The organism is Cohnella soli (assembly GCF_042655525.1).
Taxonomy (GTDB): Bacteria; Bacillota; Bacilli; order Paenibacillales; family Paenibacillaceae; genus Cohnella; species Cohnella soli.
In genome coordinates, this window is record NZ_JBHSMI010000001.1 from 1 (window position 1) to 20,064 (window position 20,064).

General features: G+C 45.8%; 15 protein-coding genes and 1 pseudogene. 7 read left to right on the forward strand and 9 right to left on the reverse strand.

The genetic code is table 11. The annotated features are described in order from the left end of the window. Nucleotides 1-292 precede the first annotated feature (292 nt). Nucleotides 293-1,057 carry an SDR family oxidoreductase gene (locus ACFPOF_RS00005; protein ID WP_378128364.1) on the forward strand — a complete coding sequence of 255 codons (765 nt, stop codon included), beginning with the start codon at nucleotides 293-295 and terminating at the stop codon, nucleotides 1,055-1,057. A gap of 269 nt (nucleotides 1,058-1,326) precedes the next feature. Here ACFPOF_RS00005 and ACFPOF_RS00010 read toward each other — a convergent pair whose 3' ends face one another. Continuing rightward, nucleotides 1,327-1,935, reverse strand: a complete 609-nt coding sequence (locus tag ACFPOF_RS00010; protein ID WP_378128366.1) for a manganese efflux pump — start codon at nucleotides 1,933-1,935, stop codon at nucleotides 1,327-1,329. A gap of 213 nt (nucleotides 1,936-2,148) precedes the next feature. Between ACFPOF_RS00010 and ACFPOF_RS00015 the strand changes: the two genes are divergently transcribed. Next, on the forward strand, nucleotides 2,149-2,631 hold the full coding sequence (locus ACFPOF_RS00015) for a TVP38/TMEM64 family protein (protein ID WP_378128368.1): 483 nt from the start codon (nucleotides 2,149-2,151) through the stop codon (nucleotides 2,629-2,631). Between the two features lie 21 nt (nucleotides 2,632-2,652). Here ACFPOF_RS00015 and ACFPOF_RS00020 read toward each other — a convergent pair whose 3' ends face one another. Beyond that, nucleotides 2,653-3,402 carry a class I SAM-dependent methyltransferase gene (locus ACFPOF_RS00020; protein ID WP_378128370.1) on the reverse strand — a complete coding sequence of 250 codons (750 nt, stop codon included), beginning with the start codon at nucleotides 3,400-3,402 and terminating at the stop codon, nucleotides 2,653-2,655. Nucleotides 3,403-3,657: 255 nt separating this feature from the next. On the opposite strand from ACFPOF_RS00020, the pseudogene ACFPOF_RS00025 reads away from it, so the two are divergent. Beyond that, nucleotides 3,658-4,062 (forward strand): annotated as a pseudogene (locus ACFPOF_RS00025) (methylglyoxal synthase); the annotation flags it as partial. Between the two features lie 199 nt (nucleotides 4,063-4,261). On the opposite strand, the gene ACFPOF_RS00030 reads toward ACFPOF_RS00025, so the two are convergent. From ACFPOF_RS00030 to ACFPOF_RS00060, 7 genes are all read right to left on the reverse strand, one after another. Then, nucleotides 4,262-5,998: a hypothetical protein gene (locus ACFPOF_RS00030; RefSeq protein WP_378128372.1), complete on the reverse strand. Its 1,737-nt coding sequence runs from the start codon at nucleotides 5,996-5,998 to the stop codon at nucleotides 4,262-4,264. Nucleotides 5,999-6,180: 182 nt separating this feature from the next. Continuing rightward, a complete protein-coding gene (locus ACFPOF_RS00035; RefSeq protein WP_378128374.1) occupies nucleotides 6,181-7,725 on the reverse strand; it encodes a response regulator transcription factor in 1,545 nt (514 codons plus the stop codon). Nucleotides 7,726-7,732: 7 nt separating this feature from the next. Continuing rightward, nucleotides 7,733-9,466: a cache domain-containing sensor histidine kinase gene (locus tag ACFPOF_RS00040; RefSeq protein WP_378128376.1), complete on the reverse strand. Its 1,734-nt coding sequence runs from the start codon at nucleotides 9,464-9,466 to the stop codon at nucleotides 7,733-7,735. Nucleotides 9,467-9,570: 104 nt separating this feature from the next. Next, a complete protein-coding gene (locus tag ACFPOF_RS00045; protein WP_378128378.1) occupies nucleotides 9,571-11,235 on the reverse strand; it encodes an extracellular solute-binding protein in 1,665 nt (554 codons plus the stop codon). Between the two features lie 64 nt (nucleotides 11,236-11,299). Then, nucleotides 11,300-12,181 carry a carbohydrate ABC transporter permease gene (locus ACFPOF_RS00050; RefSeq protein ID WP_378128380.1) on the reverse strand — a complete coding sequence of 294 codons (882 nt, stop codon included), beginning with the start codon at nucleotides 12,179-12,181 and terminating at the stop codon, nucleotides 11,300-11,302. A gap of 11 nt (nucleotides 12,182-12,192) precedes the next feature. Then, entirely contained in the window at nucleotides 12,193-13,086 is an 894-nt protein-coding gene (locus ACFPOF_RS00055; protein WP_378128382.1) for an ABC transporter permease, read from the reverse strand. A gap of 330 nt (nucleotides 13,087-13,416) precedes the next feature. Beyond that, on the reverse strand, nucleotides 13,417-14,343 hold the full coding sequence (locus ACFPOF_RS00060) for an AraC family transcriptional regulator (RefSeq protein WP_378128384.1): 927 nt from the start codon (nucleotides 14,341-14,343) through the stop codon (nucleotides 13,417-13,419). 229 nt (nucleotides 14,344-14,572) lie between these two features. Here ACFPOF_RS00060 and ACFPOF_RS00065 point away from each other — a divergent pair, with 229 nt between their 5' ends. The 4 genes from ACFPOF_RS00065 (at nucleotide 14,573) to ACFPOF_RS00080 (ending at nucleotide 20,059) form a co-directional block, all read left to right on the forward strand. Further along, a complete protein-coding gene (locus ACFPOF_RS00065) occupies nucleotides 14,573-15,319 on the forward strand; it encodes a class I SAM-dependent methyltransferase (RefSeq protein WP_378128386.1) in 747 nt (248 codons plus the stop codon). A 243-nt stretch (nucleotides 15,320-15,562) separates the two neighbouring features. Beyond that, on the forward strand, nucleotides 15,563-18,571 hold the full coding sequence (locus tag ACFPOF_RS00070) for a DUF11 domain-containing protein (protein ID WP_378128388.1): 3,009 nt from the start codon (nucleotides 15,563-15,565) through the stop codon (nucleotides 18,569-18,571). A 39-nt stretch (nucleotides 18,572-18,610) separates the two neighbouring features. After that, a complete protein-coding gene (locus ACFPOF_RS00075; RefSeq protein WP_378128390.1) occupies nucleotides 18,611-19,339 on the forward strand; it encodes an S-layer homology domain-containing protein in 729 nt (242 codons plus the stop codon). A 240-nt stretch (nucleotides 19,340-19,579) separates the two neighbouring features. After that, entirely contained in the window at nucleotides 19,580-20,059 is a 480-nt protein-coding gene (locus ACFPOF_RS00080) for a hypothetical protein (protein WP_378128392.1), read from the forward strand. Nucleotides 20,060-20,064: the final 5 nt, after the last annotated feature.

A 20,064-nucleotide genomic window follows, 5' to 3' on the forward strand; every position in this document is an offset into this window, starting at 1 on the left:
GCGCTGGGATTTGTTCTTTGGTCGGAACGTTCCCCAGTATACAGAAGGTGCTTTTTTCATTCAAACCTCGAATTCATTCATTACAGGAATGGCTCCTTTACTCTCCTTGAAGAATAAAGAAAACTGTTAAAAAAGAAATAGGGGCAAACTTAAAATTTTTCTTAAAACAAGAAAGGAGTACAGTCTCGCACGGGCGATTTACTCCGCTTGTCGTTAGCCGAATATAAGGGCAACATTACAAAACCGCTCCCGTGGTATAACTGAAATGAAAAACGGAGGAGATGAAAAGGATATGAAAAAATTGCATGGAAAAGTGGCTCTCGTTACAGGTGCGAGCCGGGGGATTGGACGTGCTATTGCGCTGCGCCTGGCGCAAGAAGGTGCTATTGTAGCCGTCCATTATGGCAAAAATCAAGCTTCCGCAGATGAAGTCGTTCGCGAGATTGAGCGGGATGGAGGGCAGGCATTCACACTAGGAAGCGATCTTGGATCTTCTAATGGCGTAACAGCTCTCTATGAAGCATTAGACAAAGCCTTAAACAAACGCACGGGGGACAATCGCTTTGATATTCTTGTCAACAACGCTGGAATCGCCCTACAAGCATCCATTGAAGAAACGACCGAAGAAGCCTTTAACGAAATCATGAATATTAACGTGAAAGCACCGTTCTTTCTGATTCAACAGGCTCTTCCGCGTTTACGGGACGAAGGCCGAATTATTAATCTGTCCTCGGCGGTGACAAGAATCTCCCTCCCTGTCATTGCGGCGTACAGTATGACCAAGGGGGCCATTAATACACTTACGCTAACACTATCCAACCAACTAGGCCCTCGCGGGATTACCATCAATGCCATTCAACCCGGATTCGTTGCCACGGATATGAATCTCGCAATGATGCAAGATCCTTCTGCGCGGAAATTTGGGGCCGATTATTCGATCTTCGGAAGATGGGGAGAACCACTAGATATCGCTGATGTTGCAGCATTTCTAGCCTCCCCGGAAAGCCGTTGGATCACCGGTCAATGCATCGATACAAGCGGAGGATCTCATCTGTAATTCCTTATAGTTGTCTAAGTGTATAATGATCACCTCATTTCAGTATTTACCCGATTTTGGCGAAGTAATTGCAGAAAAGTCACTTGTTTCAGCCCAGTTGCTCACAATTGGGGTGAAGTGGATTAATCAAATGTTATTCATGCAATTAAAGGGCCCAGTTTCGGAAAAAACCTTGAAAGAGATGCTCTTTGTGCAACTGCACAAGATCGCAAATAACCGCCAAACCCAAAAGGACCGTCAGCTTCACTGACGGTTTTTCTTATAACGCGTTACACGATTATTTCATAGCACCCAATGATAATTAACAGGATACATCCCAGGAAATTAGAGTACTTACCAATCCACGATTTCGCAACTCTACTCCCCAGCCGAATCCCAACATCAACAGATAATAGAGAGAAAAGGCCGACCGAAACCGCAGTAAGTATGGGAGAAACCCCGCTGGCACCGGCACCTAAACTACTCGCAATGCAGTTGATAGCGAGTGCGAAGCCTAGTGAAATCGATTCGCCCCATGATATAACTCGGTCATTATTTTTATCGGTTCTATCAACCAAACTGTCAGATACATGATTAGGGTCATTATATTCGGTATTCCCACCAGAGTTTTTACCTGATGCCAAGGCAGCGCGAATCCCCCAAATGCCGAGAAAAATGATAACAAAACCTCCGGTTAAGTTGCCCCAAAACGGAGAGATTAAGTGAGATAAATACAATCCTGCGGACATTGCCAGATACGTAGCTGCCATGGATAACAACGCAATAAGAATGTTAGATAGCAGTGGCACTTTAATTGAACGGGCTCCAAAAGTTACGCCGATTCCTAAATTGTCTATGTTGGCAGCAATCCCGATAATGAGAATAGAAAACCAGTGCATCACTTTGCCCCCAATGCAGTTATAGCGGTGAGATTAACCTATGCATGAATTCGCCTAGATGATACAGGGGCGTTCTGGGTGTTACGATAACGTGCAAATGATTTCTCCTCAGTATTTCTGTATAATCGATTCATGAGAAATAGATATGCTCCGTCAAGTAACGCGAAAATAAAAAGATGGCTTGCTTTGCTTTTTTACGCATTAACGATAAGCATGCTTATCGTTTATAAGTCCGAGCTTCTGGCTTGGATGCAACACGGCTCCCATTCCGTCTTCCTCATGCTGTTGATAACGATTTGCTTCACCTTTTTTCCTATTCTCCCTTATAGCGTTGTCATCGGGATCATGGCATTTATGTACGGCACTCTCCCAGGGGCCTTACTGTGTTGGACCGGTGCTTGGATATCTTCCCTTCTCATGTACGCCTACACTAGAATTTTTTATAGTGATCAAGCGAATAAATGGCTGTCGACCAACGAACGTATTGTTTCCTTTCATGCAAAAGTGAAGAAAAATCCGTTTGTTTCCATCTTATTGGCGCGTCTTATCCCCGTGCTTCCGCAATCGGTCGTTTCCATTTATGCCGGAGCCGCTTGTATTCCTTTCCCAGTCTATGCATTTGCATCGGCAATAGGCAAAATTCCGGGGATGCTCATATATGCTTTTATCGGCAAGCATCTGCTAAGCCTTTTTTAATCCTCGGAAACCTATTTACCTTTATCTACGTGCCTTTATTATAAATCGCTTTGAATTTGTTCGAATCCCCTTTTCAGTTTGATTGTCACCAATAAATGCGCGAAGAATCTCAAAATCATCCTGATTTTGTCCAAAACCAGGGATAATCGGTGTGTGTTTAAGGAGAAACATGAAGTCTTCAGGCGTCTCATAATATTCCGCCGAATCATATTCAAACGACTGTATTTCAATAAATCCTGCTTCTGATAAGTCATTAATATACTTCTTCATCAAATTACCGTCTGATTCACCATAACTCTGGCCTCTTCCAAACGCTTGTTTCAGATTTATTTTATCCCCCTCACTCACCTGCTGGGTGAAAAATGTTCCACCGTTGGATAAAACTTTTGCCACTTGATGTGCGCTAAAATCCGAATGTCGGCAAGAGATTACGTCAAAGAACTGTTCAGGAAAATCAAGCCTTTCGGCACCCATTTGAATAAAGCGTACGTTTGTTGCTCCGGAATTTCTTAAATTAGCATTCGCGGTTTGAATCATGCCTGACGAGAGGTCGATTCCAACCAAGATTAGCGCTGCCTCGCGGAGTGCAAGAATGGCCTCACCACCACCGGTACCGATGTCGAGCAATAGATCTGAACGTTTACAACATTTCTTAACTTCTTCATACAAGTTTGCTTGTGTTTCCTCAACTCGACACTTCAACTTACTGAAATCCCATCCGTTCAATTGCCCAACTCTATCATAAAAGTCTCGATATTCTTTTTCATTCATGGCAAAAATCCACCTTTCTTGAGGTCACCTCATTTGAAAGATTAACGTTAATCATAAATCATGGTACCTGTAAAGAGGGCCATTGGTCCACACACAAGTTCACCCTTCAATTTTATGTTACTATTTTGTTATATAACGTTACATAAAATCGAGATTTGTAGTTTAAATTTGAATTTTGTTGTCTATATCAAATTATTATGGTACTTTTATGTTACATATCATTACATTGAAATATTCAAGGAGGTTACCTTCGCTATGAATGTGGCTTTTATCGCTCATGATCAGAAGAAAGAAGATATGGTTCAATTCGTCATTGCTTATCAAGCATTATTCGAAGATCATAACTTATTCGCAACCGGCACAACGGGTGGCTTGATTATGGAGAATACAACTTTGAATATTTTGAGATTCATGTCAGGCCCCCTTGGCGGCGATCAACAAATTGGAGCTATGGTGGCCCATAATGAACTGGACTTGTTGATTTTTTTCCGGGATCCCTTGGTTTCGCAGCCGCATGAACCTGATATTACAGCATTGCTCCGCCTATGCGATGTGTACGGTATCCCCGTAGCCACGAATATGGCAACTGCAGAGTTACTCGTGCACTCCCTTCAACGAGGTGAATTTAATTGGCGCGAAGTCGTTCACCAATGCCGACCGACGAACATTATCCCCCTCAATATAAAACCAACCGAAGCTAAGGGAACGAAACAAGTACTGTCTGCCAAAGATACCCGCCTTGCCGCCGCAGAAACCCGCCATTCATAGCTACTCAGATTGAATAAAAAAGCCGGGGCAACCACCAGAATGGTGACCGTCTCGGCTTTGACTTCGGGGTTTAACATTCTTCCAACCAGAATTAGTCTAAATCATAACCTGCGGGAAGCTTCAGAAGGATGCCCTCGCCTTGTTTGAAGGAAAGCGTCAGTTGTCCGGTTTTCTTGTCATAGTTCGTATCAATGGCTGTCCCGTTAACTTTCGATATTTCTTTGATCCATTTAGGCTTATGTTTCAACGTAAACGTACCCACTCTCGCATGATCGAAATCCCGATTCACAATCATCACATAGGGATCCCCATTCTGATGTTCGAAATAAGAAATAATATAGGGCTCGTTGCTATCCGCAGGTTGAACGGCCGATTTGGCCGGAAGTCGGTTCGTTGCCGCGGGTATTGTGCTGCCTGTATGATATACCGCTAGCGAAGTTAATTGTTTCAGGGTTCCCCCCAACTGTAACAACTCCGCGTTATTCTGCTGCGCATAGTAATATTTGTTTGTTTTTTCACCATTCGAATTAAGCAACCCATCTTGGAAACCCGGAATCTGCGGCGTACCATAGGTGAAGTAGATGATTCCTTTGACACCATAAGCCAAATTCGTGTAGAGATTATATCTCATCTCGCCTTCATTCGGCACCCGCATCGATTCGGTTCCAACGGATTGCATATAAGACCATAGGTCCAGATTATGCTTCAAAGATTGACGCCGCACGATTTCCAATGTTCTATAGGTGTGTTCATAGATACCGCTGTTATGCCCGAAAGGATAATAATCGAAGCTTAACATATCCGGGTTTTTACTTGCCCATTGAGATACGTAGTTCTCATAGAAAGAAGAATTGACAAAGAAGAAGAAGTCCGAATTTATTGGTGTCCCTTTCACATAACCTGTTCCCTGCGGATACCAGTTCTCGCCATCCTTCGACCGTATGATCCAACCGACACTGTTGTCGCCCCCGCCTTCATGGACGATCTCCCAGTAATAATCGGTATTTCCCTTGACCTTCGCATCAAAATTAAACGTTGTGAATAATCTGGCCGATTCCGGAGTGAGTGTGCTGCTATCGATAAGCTTCTTCTTTTGGGGAGAATCCCAGATGTTCATCGTTAACTTCTCGTCATCCTTGAATTGATTGTAGTCGAGCCATACTTGAATGGACGTTATTTTCTTCTCGTCCGGCATTGTCCGGAAGCTTTGACCTAGCGGAGAATTTGGCGTTGCAAATTCCCCAGATACGTCTTTCGAATACCCCGTATGATTATAATTATCCCAGTAACCATTCAGATTGACGAAGGTCATATGATCAGGATCATGCGCTCTGAATAAGTCCTGTACTTGAGCTACATTATCGATTGACTCATAGCCGGTTGGTTCGTCAACAATGTTGTAACCTAACAATCCCGGTCTCCCATTGTAATGATCTACATTATCTTGAGGAGCTGCGAGTACTTCAGCGGATAGGGGCTCGCTTTTGTTGGTGAATTGATAATTGAAGCGTTCATCGAAAGCCATTACTTTCAAATCATGAGCTTCAGCAAAATCCATGACTCGATCATTCGTAGAGAAGCTATTCGTGCCATTATGAGGGACTAGGAAATTAACATTCATATTCTTGATATCTTCCATACTGGCATCGGTAATTTCGCCGGCAGGTTGAATCCAGAACACCCCAATGGGGAATGGCACATCCATTTTCTGCACGGGACCGTTGGGCCTTGGGGGAATCGACCCGTTCTTCGCTTCAGACTCATTCTGCGCAAAAAGAAACGTTGCAGCCAATGCAGCAATGAGCAGCATACTTGTGTTCTTCTTCATGTTTTTACCTCTCTCCTCTACATTCATTTGAGCTAGCAAACCAACTTCTTCGATCACTCCTTAAGAAATGATAGCGTTTTCATCAAGTAATATACCATGCCTTGCTGCCTGGAAATGTACACTCAGGGACTGAAAATGTGCACAGATAGATTTTTTGAAACAACAACAAAATAGCCTCCGCTTCAAGGGATGAAGAGGGGGCCATTTTGTTTGCGGTAGTCGAGGGGCGGCATGGAGAAGCTTCTGGTAAACAACCGTGAAAAGTAACGGGTATTCGTGATGCCGACAGCCTGGGCCACCTCGTATACCTTCATGTCCGTCGTTACCATGAGCTGCTTAGCCATTTCCAATTGATAGGATTGAACAAACTCGTGAAAACTTACCCCCGTTTCCTTGCGAAACAATGTTTTGAACCAGCTAGGGCTTAGATTGACGTATTCAGCCGCAGAAGCGATATCAACATCGCGATAATGTTTATGAATGTAGTGGATTACCTTCTTGATTTCCGTACGCATCGTTAGGGGGGAACTGTTCAACGAATGAACGAATTGGATAAGCGTTTGCATAATATCGTATACCTCGGAAAGATGCAAAGCCGCAGTTAACCTTCCCATTAGCGAAAACTTGAGTTCAGGAAGTGGTTCGTAGTGGCTGCCAACCATTCCGACATGTCCAGCAACAATATGAACGATTTCCTTGCCTAGCTCCTTGACGCGATCTGGATGCGGTTGTAATTGCTTGGTCAGCTCCAACCATTCGCGAATACCGTTTGCTGCCTCTTTATAATCCCGTTCTGCTACCGCTTTCCGGATGCTTTCGGTTTCTGCCTCAATCGGCTCCGTACTGTCAGCGGCAAACACCCTGTTATCGTGCTCCTGTAACAGCTTCCCTTGATCTAAATAAAAGCCGGTGTCGAACAGTTCGACGCTATCCTTATATGCCCTGAATAATTCCATTAAACGGCGTCGGATCGGGATGAATGACATCAAATAATGATTCCGTTCCAGCGAATCACTCATAATAGCGCTAATCGAAGAGCATTGCTGGGTGCACCAGCCGTGAAAATCGCATGTGTCGTTTTCCGCGAATGAAACAAATAGGATGCTCCATAGGCGGTCCGGCATGCGTATGACGATGGAGCGATACGGCTCGCACACCGTTTCCAATGAGGGATGTGTGGCAATTAGCCATTGATCGGCTGTCATATCGGCACGGATCGTCGCCAACGCGAATTGGCGCGGCTTAAATGGACTCTGCTGAAGTTGCAATAGTGTACGCTCCGATGGAAATAAGGTTAGCTCTTGCAGCATGAAGCGGATCGTTTGTTCAGAAGCATTTCTTTCCTTGCGTAATTGGCATGCTGCTTTGTCCAAACCGCTAAGAAGGTCCTCCTCGCTGAGCAGAAGCTTTGTTAAATAATCGAAAGCCCCTAAACGGATAGCTGTCTGAGCTTTGGTAAAGTCTTCATAACAGGTTAGCATGATAACCTTTGGCGGCTCGTTCCGCTTCTGAATTTGCATTAAAAGCTCTAACCCATCCATGACCGGCATCCCGATATCCGCGAGTATAATATCCGGCTTAAGCCTGTCTATCCGTTCAAGCGCCTGAACGCCATTTTCAGCTTCTCCGATAATTTCATAGCCATGCTCGGCAAGCCCAAAGCTGCGCAATTTGCGCCTAGTCAACGGCTCATCATCAACGACCATCAGCGTGATCGCTTTTTGCATCCCGCTCTCACTCCTTCTCCCTCAGGATCTTGAGCCTAACCGTTACGGTCGTACCGACATCCTCCTCGCTGTCAATCTGCAGGCCGTAGTTCAAGCCATAATACAGCCGAATTCGCCTATTTACATTTTGTAATCCTATGCTATTCTCCTGCGGCATTCCTTCCAGCTCAAACGCTGTCCGTAACTCGCGGACTTTGCTCTTCGACATCCCAACGCCATTATCTTCCACAACAATTCGGATATCGTTTCCTTCTGCCACTGCTGTCACCAATAGTCTTCCTACGCGATCTGCGAGCGGATGGAGACCGTGGAACACGGCGTTCTCCACAATCGGCTGCAGGATAAGCTTTAATACCATGCTATTGGTCAGTTCACCCGGATCGACCACATTGAATGTGAATCGGTTGCCGTAGCGGATTGATAAAATGTATAAATAATCTTTAACGTTAAGCAATTCTTCGTGAAGCGTACGCAAATCCGTCGAACGGTCCAAGCCATATTTCAGAAGCCTTGTCAGTCCGGACATCACTTGATGAAGCTCGCTTTTCTCTCCGAAATCGATCAGGATATCGATCGTATTCAGCGTGTTGTATAAAAAATGAGGGTTGATCTGTGACAGCAGAACTTGAAAATCCGCCTGCCGCTTCTTCTCTTCCGTCGTCGTCAAATCAATGATTAACTGTTTGATCGTTCGCATCATCCGGTTGATCTCAAGCGCCAATTCGCCAAATTCATCCTTGCGGTTGATGGGAAATGTATAGTCCAAATTCCCTTTAGCGACAGTTCGGATACCACGAGAAATAACTAGGATCGGCCGCGTAAACCACCAGGAGACAATAATATAGATGAGCGCGAGTCCAGCGATACCGCTTGCACAAACGAGGATAGCTAATTGGATGAACGGATCGAATTGCTGCTCTAGCTTTTGTACATCTCCGACAATCACGATTTTCCAGTTCGGTTGATCCGATAATATCGTTATCGCGTAGTACTTGCTATTGCCGGAGAAGTACTTAAGCGCTTCCGGGAGCGTTTGGATATGCTTGTCTTTGTAGCTGGTCGGCTGAGAAGGATTATCTCTGCTTATGGTTAATGTATCGATTAGCTGGTTGTTGCGGTCGAACAACAGGGTCTGCGTATCGTAATTGCCTGTGAAGGCGGCACTACCCTGTAGAAAGTATGTCAAATCCACAACAAACGCCAACTTGCCGATGGAAACGCCGTTCTCATCATATACGTTTTTGCTAATGATGCTGACCGGGCTAAAAGCATTCAAACGGCCTATGCCGGAGCGAAACGGTTCGGACCAGACGATGGCGGGGCCGCCTTCCCCGGACTGCTCTTGGATCAGCTTCTGTTCCTGTTCGGAGAAATATCCCCAGAAATACTCGGGATATCCGGTTATAGAACCGCGCTGATCGATATATACGACCCCACGAATCAAATCGCCGCGAATCCGAATAAGCGTATTCATCGATTCCAGCAGCTTGTCCGGCGCATTATCTTTACTGGCCGTTTGTTCGATCTCAAGCATGTTAAGTACAACATCGTCCATTTGCTTCTCGATTAGGTATGCAACCTGACGACTCATCCCGCTTAACGCTTCGACCTGCGTTTGGTGCAGGTAGCGAACAGTTTGATGCTGCGCGACATAAATGACGACAGCTACGAGAAGCGTACTCGGGATGATTAACAGCAGGATTAGCTTCATCCGCGAACTGATCTTCTTCCCGATTATCATCCATTCCTCTCCATTCGGTTAACGAATGTTGCCCCTTAACAAAAGTATACTTACCGGATAAGAGCATCTACAAGATGCGCTAAATCCAGTAAGTATATAAATGGTTATTTCGGCAGGGACACTTTCAGTTGTTCAGCCGCCTGCTTCATTAATGCATCGCCGCCTGAGCGCTTCCATTCATCGACATATTTATCCCACTCGTCAAAGCTTCTCTTGCCGAGGACGAAAGCAATCTCATTTTTCTTTACAAACTCCCCTAACCGCTTCGTGGTTGGGCCATCCAAAGTGAGGAACATGTCATAGTTTTTATACCGCGGCATCGCCATAACGTCCAGGGTATATTTGTCCCCGAGTTCATTATAGGGAACGAGATCGGAATGCTGGTGTACTTCCCAAATCAGGGAGTAAGCGAGATTTTGCCAGTCGCCGGCTCCTTTCAATTCCGGTTTATTATCGATCGGTGTGTTTTTGGGATCCTTGATAATCGTATAAGTGCCGTTGTCATGTTTCTCGACCTTTACCAGATCCGGATAAATTTCCGGTCCGCCGCCCTGCACAGGAGCCCAATAATTAACGTTAGGATAGATAACCGAATCAAGGAAATGTGCGATCCGTTTTAATTTACCCGGATCTTTTGCTGCTTCTTTGGAAATCAGGTACAAGCCTTCCGGAGCCCCAGTAGGTAAGTTCATGCCGCCCTTACCGTCGTTTGATTTTAAAGGTTGAATCGGGGCCCAGTAATCCAGTGTTGCCTTATCATTCTTCTTGGCCGTGTATTGTTCACTCAGCAGGTTATAACCTGGATAATTGACCATACCGATCTGGTCATTCAGCGTGTAGGATTTGAATTGTTCCCAGCCGATCGTGTACCAGTCAGGCGATAACAGCTTGTTATCATTCAATTTTTTGACGAATTCCAGGTATCGTTTGGTCGAACCGTCAAGCATAGGATGATTGAGCGTCCCGTCTACGACATTCCAACTCGCATGGCCATACATGGCTCTTAAAGCATCCATCATGCCGAAGCCTTGGCCATTCGCGCCGGTCCCCATAAAGTAAGTATCGGCTTTGTTATTTTTATTAGGGTCTTTCTCCACGACAGCCTTCGCATAAGCAAACAGCTCATCCTCGGTCGTTGGCATACTCATGCCAAACTGCTTGAGCCAGTCTTGTCGGATGAACAGGCCCCAGCTCGAAGGAAATGTGGAATAACGCGGAATGCCGACCATATGGCCATCTAGCGTTGACCAGTTCTTGAAATCCTTCGTGACATAGTTCATCATCTGCGGCATGTAAGGGAGAACTTCCAGCGCGTCGACCAATTGGCCTTGTTTATAGAGCGAGAAGGCTACATCTTTATCGCCGATATAAGTCAAGTCCGGCGCTTGCGCCGATGCGAAACGAACCGTTATTTTGTTGATCAGATCACCGGAAGCCATATTCGTTAGCTTGAGCGAAACGTTCAATTGTTTGTTCAAATAGTCGGCGATTGGGTCCTCCGATGCCGGCGTATTCGTATTGCCGACCAGTGCGACCTCGATGTCATAGTGCTTGCTCATGTCGTCATAATCGTAGCTCCCCGGATCAACCGCCTTCGGCACCTCCGGAAAAGCATCGGGAAACGTCAGTTCCTTCTTTGGCTCTGTACCGTTTGTGGAATTACCCGTCATGCTGCCGGTTGCTTCGTTGTTGCCCTTGCTGCATGCGCTTAATAACAGCGATAACAGCAATACCATAGCAAGTGAGACTTTTAATCCTTTGCTCCTCATTGGACGACCCCTTTTCATATTTAATATATTGTAGGAGATTCCCCGGAGGAAATCTCATCACAACCTACCCTTTTACCGCGCCCAAATACATCCCTTTAATAAAATGCTTTTGCAGAAACGGGTACACGCACAAAATAGGGAGGATACCGAAAATGACAGTCGCCATCTTCATCGATTCCGGCGTGATTCGCGCCGAATCCTGAATCATCGTTTGCCTGAATTGGTCACCGATTACCTGCCCGGTCAGCATATTCTTCAATACAAGCTGTAGGGGATACTTGTTGGCATCGTTCAAGTAAATGAGCGCATCGAACCAGCTGTTCCAGTGGCTTACGACGCCGAACAGGCCAATCGCGGCCAAGGCTGGGGCGGCAAGCGGAATGACTACATGGACTAGAGTCTGGATTTCACCGGCGCCGTCAATTTTAGCGGAATCCATTAAGCCATCCGGCAGATTCTCGATGAAAATTTTAATAACGAGCAGGCCGAAACTATCAACTAGCCCAGGAATGATGAGCGACCATAGCGAGTCGATTAAATGCAAGTCTTTCACGACCAGGTAGGTCGGGATCAACCCGCCGCCAAACAGGATTGTCGCAAGAATAAAGAACAGCATTGCGTTCCGTCCAGGCAACGTTCTATGGGACAACACGTACGCGCCGATCAGCGTAAACACCAAGGTTAGAAGCGGACCGACTACGCTGCGGATCACGGATATAAGGAAAGAATTCCATATTAACGGAGAGGTAATAATCCGCCTATACGCTTCGAGCGTAGGTTCGTGTGGAATGATGACGAAATAATGGCGCGCGATCAGCTCGGGCTGTGTCGTTAGCGACATGCCAAGAACATAAATGAGCGGAAATACGGAAGCGATGGCTACAATAATAACCATGACGTGCAAGATGACTTGATACATGGTTTCCGATCTAGATCTAACATACATAAGTTTGCCTCCTACCAGATTCCACGGTCGGTAAATCTCTTGGATAAATAGTTGCTGACCAGCACAAGAATCATCCCGATCAACGATTGGAATAATCCCATCGCAACGCCTAAGCTGAGCTGTAGACTTGCCAGTCCCTCACGATATACCCAAGTATCGATCACGTCCGCGACAGCTAGTACGGCTTGATTGTAGAACAATAGAATCTGTTCGCCGCCTGCATTGAGAATATTCCCAAGGCTTAAGCACAACACAAAAGTAATGACGGGCGTTATTCCTGGAAGCGTTATATGCCATAACCGCCGCATCGGTCCTGCACCGTCCATAACGGCCGCTTCGTAAAGCATAGGATCAACCGTCGCTAATGCGGCCAAGTAGATGATGGTACCCCAGCCTACTTCCTTCCATATACCGGAACTGATTAATATGGGACGAAACCAGCTTTCATCCAGTAAAAACTCATGGCGGTCGAATCCGAAAAAATCGAGCGTATTGTTGATGAAGCCGGATCCTACCGAGAAAAAACCGAAGACGATTCCGAACACGATAACCCACGAGAAAAAGTGGGGGATGTACACAAGAGTCTGCATCCATTTTTTGAATCGCTTTGTGGCCAAGTCATGGAAAACGATAGCCAAAATGATAGGCGGAAAGAAACCGAATACAATACGCAGCAGACTGATTTCCACCGTGTTTCTGATGACTGTCGGTAAGACGGGATCGGTATACATCATTCGGAAATTGTCTAGTCCGACCCACGGACTTGCAAATGTGCCGCTTCCTAGCTGCAGATCTTTGAAGGCGACGACCCAGGCCAGTCCAATCGGCCAATAACGAAGGACGATATAATAAGCGACAATAGGTAAGAACAACAAATACAAGGTGCGGTGCTGAACGATTCTCATCCATAATGTCTTTTTTCGATAAGGCAGAGACACGTGATGACTCCCTTCCGAAGTAATGGTAGCGTTTTCTCGGACTAAATATACCATGCCTCTCTGTCAGGAAATGTGCACTCAGAGACTGAGAATGTGCACGGACAGATTGTTTGTAAAACCTTTCGCTATGTTCGGGTATAAGCGAAAATGGGCACAGAAAACAATGGCTGTGAGATCAGGGTCGACAGTTGACGTGATCTCACAGCCATTCTCGCGTGCTTTATGCCGTTATGCTACCGAATGTTCATTAACCAAATCGTAACAGGAAGGAACAGACAGCGTCTTTGACCTTTGCGGCTAATCTATTGTTCCTTTTATGCGATTGTCGATCATCCGTTGGTAATCCGTCGGGGATAATCCGTAGCTTTTGCGAAACGCTTTGCTGAACGTATGAATGGATTGATAGCCCAGCCTTTCGGCGATTTCCGTAATACTGTAGGCCGACTCCTTCAGCCATTCCACCGCCTTTTCGAAGCGTCTGCGATTAAAGTATTGCTTGATGGTGAACCCCGTCTCTTGGGAAAAGCAGTGAGAGAGGTGGGAATAACTATACCCTAGCGCCTCTCCCAGATCTGGCAACTGAATGATGGCCCCGTTCTCCAGATTGCTGTCGATATATTGGATGATTTCGTATGCGATTCCGCGATTGGCGTCGGCTTCGTTCCGATCGGAGTACCGCTTCTCCCAGCTATCGAAATAATTCCGGTAAGCGAGTAAAATAATTTGAAAAATATACGATTTAATGAGCACGTCCGAATATTCCTTCAGGTTGACCAGCTCGTTGAAAATACCCAAAAACGGAGTTTCGATTCTGAATTTATCCGGGGTTACCGGCAGATCCACTTGATCGAACATTCGCTGCACGCGGGCGAAGCTGCCGTAATCGCTGCCCGAAGGATTGAAGTCGAAGCCGATATAGAAGTACCGGAACGGATCCTTGGCATCCGCATGGCCATCGTGCCGTTCTCCCGGCAAGCTTAAGTAGAGATCGCCAGCCTGGACCGGATAGCTCTTGTCGTCGGTACAGTAATAGCCGCTTCCGGACAGGATATAACTGATTTCGTAGCAAAATTGATGATGGCTCCCGATCGAAAATCCGGAACCGCTGCTGAGATCCCCCACCTGGTACAGAAGGATGGCGTCGTAGGATCGGGGACTATTGTAATAGACATTATCGAAATGAAATTTGGTCCTTCTTCCTGCGACTTTGATTTCCTCGGACATTTTCGGGGACCCCTCGCAATCTTATTAAATGGTCAACCGCCGCTTCCCGCTGTTATCAATATAACATCTTTATTCGTACGTTGCGGAAAGAACAAAATCCATCAGACACAAAGACAGAGTGATATATTCAGCTTATAGTAATCCCAAAAAGATTTGAGAATTTCGAAAATAGAACGTTATACTAGGATTGGTTTGAAACAACAAAACGTATCCGGAAAAAGGTGCCTTCATGGAAGATAAGAATGCTATTCATAAGACAAACAGCTTCTATTGGGATACAAAAGGCAATGACTTCTTAAGAGCAATCGTTCTTCCTTATTATGGAGCGTTTATCTCAGAAGAGAAATACCAGCTCTTTGGTGATATTTCAGGGAAAAAGTTATTGGAGATAGGTTGTGGCAACGGTCAGTCCTTACAATATCAAGCGGAGCGAAATGCATCTGAACTATGGGCTGTTGATATTTCAGAAAGACAAATCGAAAAGGCAGCACAGCATTTGGAGTTATCCGGTGTTTCCGCGAAGTTGATCTGTTCCGCCATGGAAGAAGAATGCGGCATACCGGAGGAATACTTTGACTATGTTTATTCGATTTATGCCATCGGTTGGACAACCGATCTTGAGGGTACTTTTTGCCGGATCGCTTCTTACCTCAAAAAAGACGGTGTATTTATCTTCAGTTGGTCTCATCCTATACATAGATGTGTTACTGAAGATAATGGTAGGTTTGTTTTTAAGAAGAGTTATTTCGATGAAGCATGGTATCCGGTAGCTGTTGAAGGTGAGCTATTACTAGCGGACCGTAAGCTATCAACCTATGTGAACGCGTTGGCGAAAGCGGGGTTTGTAGTTGAGCAAATGATTGAACAGAATGACGGTGAAATGATGCAATCGATGGAAGACAAAAGCGATTTGGCATATAGAGCAAAGATGTTTCCTGTAACTTTCGTAATTAAGGCAAGAAAACTACAAATTTGAATGCGGGAACGTTTCGTGGACAATCCCATCCAAGCCAATCGTATAGGCCGAGTGTAACCAGCACTCGGCCGGAACACTTGAAAAAAACTATTAGATATGAATTGAATAATGAGAATTATTGGTATTAATGTTATAATGATTCACGTCGATATTCGACATTATTCGATGAGTTTTTTTCGAAACTACGTCTTTTTCTATGAATCATTCTAACCATTTATTAGCTGAAAGAAGTGGGAGATACATATGTATGTTACGAAGAAAATAGGAACGCTTTTTCTGGTTTTATCCATCCTAACAGGGCTGTTCGTTTTAAGGCCAACCAACATAGCCTATGCCGCAACAACAGCTGACTTAGATGTGAAATTAACAGTGGACAAACCAAAGGTAAACATGGGCGATACTGTTACCTTTACGGCAACAGTAAAAAATTTAGGCCCTGATACAGCGACTAATGTATCCATCTTAGCCGAACTCCCCTTATCGTTAACCTATGTACACGATACTCCTTCACAGGGCATGTATTATTATGGATCAGGGGTGTGGCGGCTAGGGGACGTTACATCAGGTAATTCGTCTACACTTACAATTACGGCGAAAGTCAGCTTTCTCAATCCAACTCCATTTTCAATATACTCGTACTTCGATCAAATGGACAATGACCCGAATCCAGCCAATAATATCGCTTCTAGCACAATAACTCTACAGCAGGCTGATTTAGATTTGAAATTAACAGTGGACAAACCAACGGTAAACATAGGCGACACGGTTACCTATACGGCAACAGTAAAGAATCTAGGCCCTGATACAGCGACTAATGTATCCATCTTTGCCGTACTTCCCTTAGAGTTAACCTTGGTAAACGCAGTTCCTTCACAGGGTACGTATAATTCGGGATCAGGGATGTGGTGGGTAGGGAACGTTACATCAGGTAGTCAGTATACACTTACAATTACGGCGAGAGTCAGCTTTCTCTATCCTTCTACATTTTCAATATCAGCGTACTTCGATCAAATTGTAATTGACCCGAATCCAGCCAATAACATTGCTTCTAGTACAATAACTCTACAGCAGGCTGACTTAGGCGTGCAATTAGCAGTAAACAATCCGACGCCAAACGTAGGCGACACGATTACTTATACAGCAACAATTACGAATTCGGGTCCTGATACAGCGACGAATGTATCCGTCAATGCCTTACTCCCCGCAGGCGTAACCTTTGATAGCGCGACTCCTTCACAGGGCACGTATAATTCGGCGACAGGTGTATGGACGGTAGGTACTATTATGACAGGAAACCAACCTACGCTTGGAATTGCTGCGAAAGTCGTCTCGCTTAATGCAAATACGTCCACTATAACAGTGGCGCACTCGGATCAATTTGACCTGGATCAAACGAATAACTCCACCTCCAGCACAATAAATCCGAGCGATGACTTAGGTATGCAATTAATTGTGAGCAATCCGACGCCAGATGTAGGCGACGTGATTACTTATACAGCAACCATTTCGAATTCAGGCCCCGATGTGGCGACAAATGTATCCGTCAATGCCTTACTTCCCGCGGGCGTAACCTTTGATAGCGCGACTCCTTCACAGGGCACATATAATTCGGTTACAGGGGTATGGACGGTGGGAACCGTTACAGCAGGAGACCCGCCTAAGCTTACAATCACGACGAAAGTCGTCTCACCTAATGCAAATACATTTACAACAACACTGGCGCACTCGGATCAAATTGACCCGAATCATACGAATAACTCCGCTTCCAGCACAATAACACCTAAGCAAGCTGACTTAGGAGCGACTTTGACAGTGAGCAATTCATCGCCAAATGTGGGCGACACGATTACTTATACAGCAACCATTTCGAACTCAGGCCCTGCGTCAGCGACAAATGTATCCGTTAATACCTTATTTCCCGCAGGCGTAACCTTTGTTAGCGCCACTCCTTCTCAGGGCACGTATAATTCGGCGACAGGTGTATGGACGGTAGGAACTATTACGACAGGAACCCCACCTACGCTCACAATCACGGCGACAGTCGTCTCACCTAATGCAAATACGTCCACTATAACAGTGGCGCACTCGAATCAATTTGACCCGGATCAAACGAATAACTCCGCTTCCAGCACAATAACTCCGCAGCAAGCTGACTTAAGAGCGACTTTAGCAGTGAGCAATTCATCGCCAAATGTGGGCGACACGATTACTTATACAGCAACAATTAAGAATTCGGGTCCTGATACAGCGACGAATGTGTCCGTCAGTGCCTTACTTCCCGCAGGCGTAACCTTTGTTAGTGCCAATCCTTCTCAGGGCACGTATAATTCGGCGACAGGTGTATGGACGGTCGGGACTGTTACGACAGGAACCCCACCTACGCTCACAATCACGGCGACAGTCGCCTCACCTAATGCAAATACGTTCACTATAACAGTGGCGCACTCGGATCAATTTGACCCGGATACTGGCAATAACTCATCTCTTACTATGGTGAGTCCAATTGCGGCACCTATAGTTACCAGTATATCTGTTAATCCAACAAACTTTATGAGCATTGGCGGAAGCACGACTGCTACAATTGTAGGCACTAATCTTACCGGGCATAGGGTAGAAGTATATCTTGATGGAGCGGCAGCGGCCACGGCTATTGTAAACAGCGCCACTAGTGCCACAGCAACAGTCGTTATTCCGCATAACACCACAACAAGCGATGTTAGCCACAGCTTAACAGTTTATGTAGATGGCGTAGCGATTGTGGGTAAATCGGCGACAGTTACAGTAAAAGGCACGTCTGTTGAACCAACGACGACAATACCGACGACGCCATCCCAACAAATCGACCAAAATGGCGCAGCGCTTGACCCGAATACAGTCGACACGACGAAGCCATCCGTCACGCTTGAAGCTAACCCAAAGGACGGTGCAGCCTACGTCAGCATACCGGCAAGCATTTTTGCAAGCTTTGAAGAGAAAAACGCAACCTTCATTATTGAAGTTAAGGCACCTTTCGGCAGCTATCAAATACCGGTCGATCTGGCTTCACTAATACCAGAGCTAAAGGACTTGCTTGCTGGAAACAACCTTAAGGCCGAGGATATTCGGTTCAAGATCACGCTGACAGACAAGTCCGACAGCAAGGATATAAAGGCTGCGTTCGGTCAGAGCCTGCCCAATGGTAAAGTGATTGGCCCGATTGTTGATTTTCACATTGATATCATTAATACCTCGACAGGAAAAACAATCGGATAGGCCGATAAGTTCAGCAAGGCGATTACAAGGATTATTCCGATGCCGAAAAATATGGGAAGTATGCCTGAACAATGGGGCGCATTCCGCTACAACGAAACGACCAAGAAATTTGAGTTTGTTGCCTCCAAGAAAGTACAGATCAACGGTGTGTGGAATGTGATCATTAGCTCTTATTCGAACAGTGCATACCTTGTGGCAGATCATGCTGTAAACTTCACCGATGTGCAAAAGCATTGGAGTCAATCGTTTGTCCAGCTTGCCGCGGCCAAAGGGCTTGTGGAAGGCGTTGGAGACGGTAAATACAATCCCAACAAAGCGGTGACGAGAGCGGAATTCACAGCCATGCTGGTCAGGGCGCTGGGCCGCGGCATACCGACCGGCAGCGTAACGCCCTATGAAGACGTTCAACCAGGCGCGTGGTATTTCGACGTAGTCGTGCAAGCGAAGGAGCTTGGACTGCTGGGGTTTGCCAGTGACAAACGTTTCATGCCCGATCAACCGCTGACCCGCGAGGAAATGGCGAGCATGTTGGCGGCTGTAATTACCCTGGAAAAGCTGCCGATCACAAAGGAATTCATTAATTTGAACGGGTACAAGGATATCGGAAACGTTGACGCAGCCTTTTTGGAGAACGTTCGCCTTATGATCAAGCTTAAAATCATGACAGGGACAGGTGCGGATACGTTCGATCCGAAAGGTGCAACGACACGAGCACAGGCAGCAGTCGTATTCATCAGGTTGCTGCAAGTGGCTGGATGGATAGATTAAAAGGGGACCGGGGGCCCACCTTGCAGGTGGGCTTACCCGGCCCTTTTTTGTATACACGCAAATGATCACTAATTCGTGGGGTATCAAATCACACCGAGCAACCAACAGTCACCAAATCCAAAGAGCACGGCCCGACCAAAAGTCTGGCGATTTTATAGACGATAAAGAGTATCATTTTTTGATACATTAGGCCAATACAATCAACCTTGTAGAAAATTAATCCTCAAGGAGCGAAAAAAAATGTCTAACTACTCCATCAAAACAATCTCGGAAAACTACAAAATGACGGCTTTCGGTGTTGAACTTGAAGACTACAACGACTGGGCAGGTAATGCAGCAAAAACGGCAGCGAAAAAAGCTGAAATCACTGAAAACGGCAAACTTGCTGAACTTCTAGCGCTCGCTGACGGGCAAGAATATCAAATCAACTACGTCCTCGGAGGGAAGGCTTGGCGCGGCTTCGGCGTTATGGGTGAATTCGAAGCGGAAGGCGCGATCGTCCTCAATTTCCTCGCAGGCGACTACATCGTCGTGCCAGGAACTGGCGCTGACAAAAACCGCCTTGCCGACGAAATCACGGGAAAAGTTTTCAGCGGCTTGTTGGAAGAAATCAAAGATTACAAATACGTTGGTCCTGGTAACTCCACATTCGTCAAAGCTGCTGATAATGGTGAATTCTACGGCGAAATGTGGCTTCGTGCAAAAAGAGTCGAAGGCTAAAAACT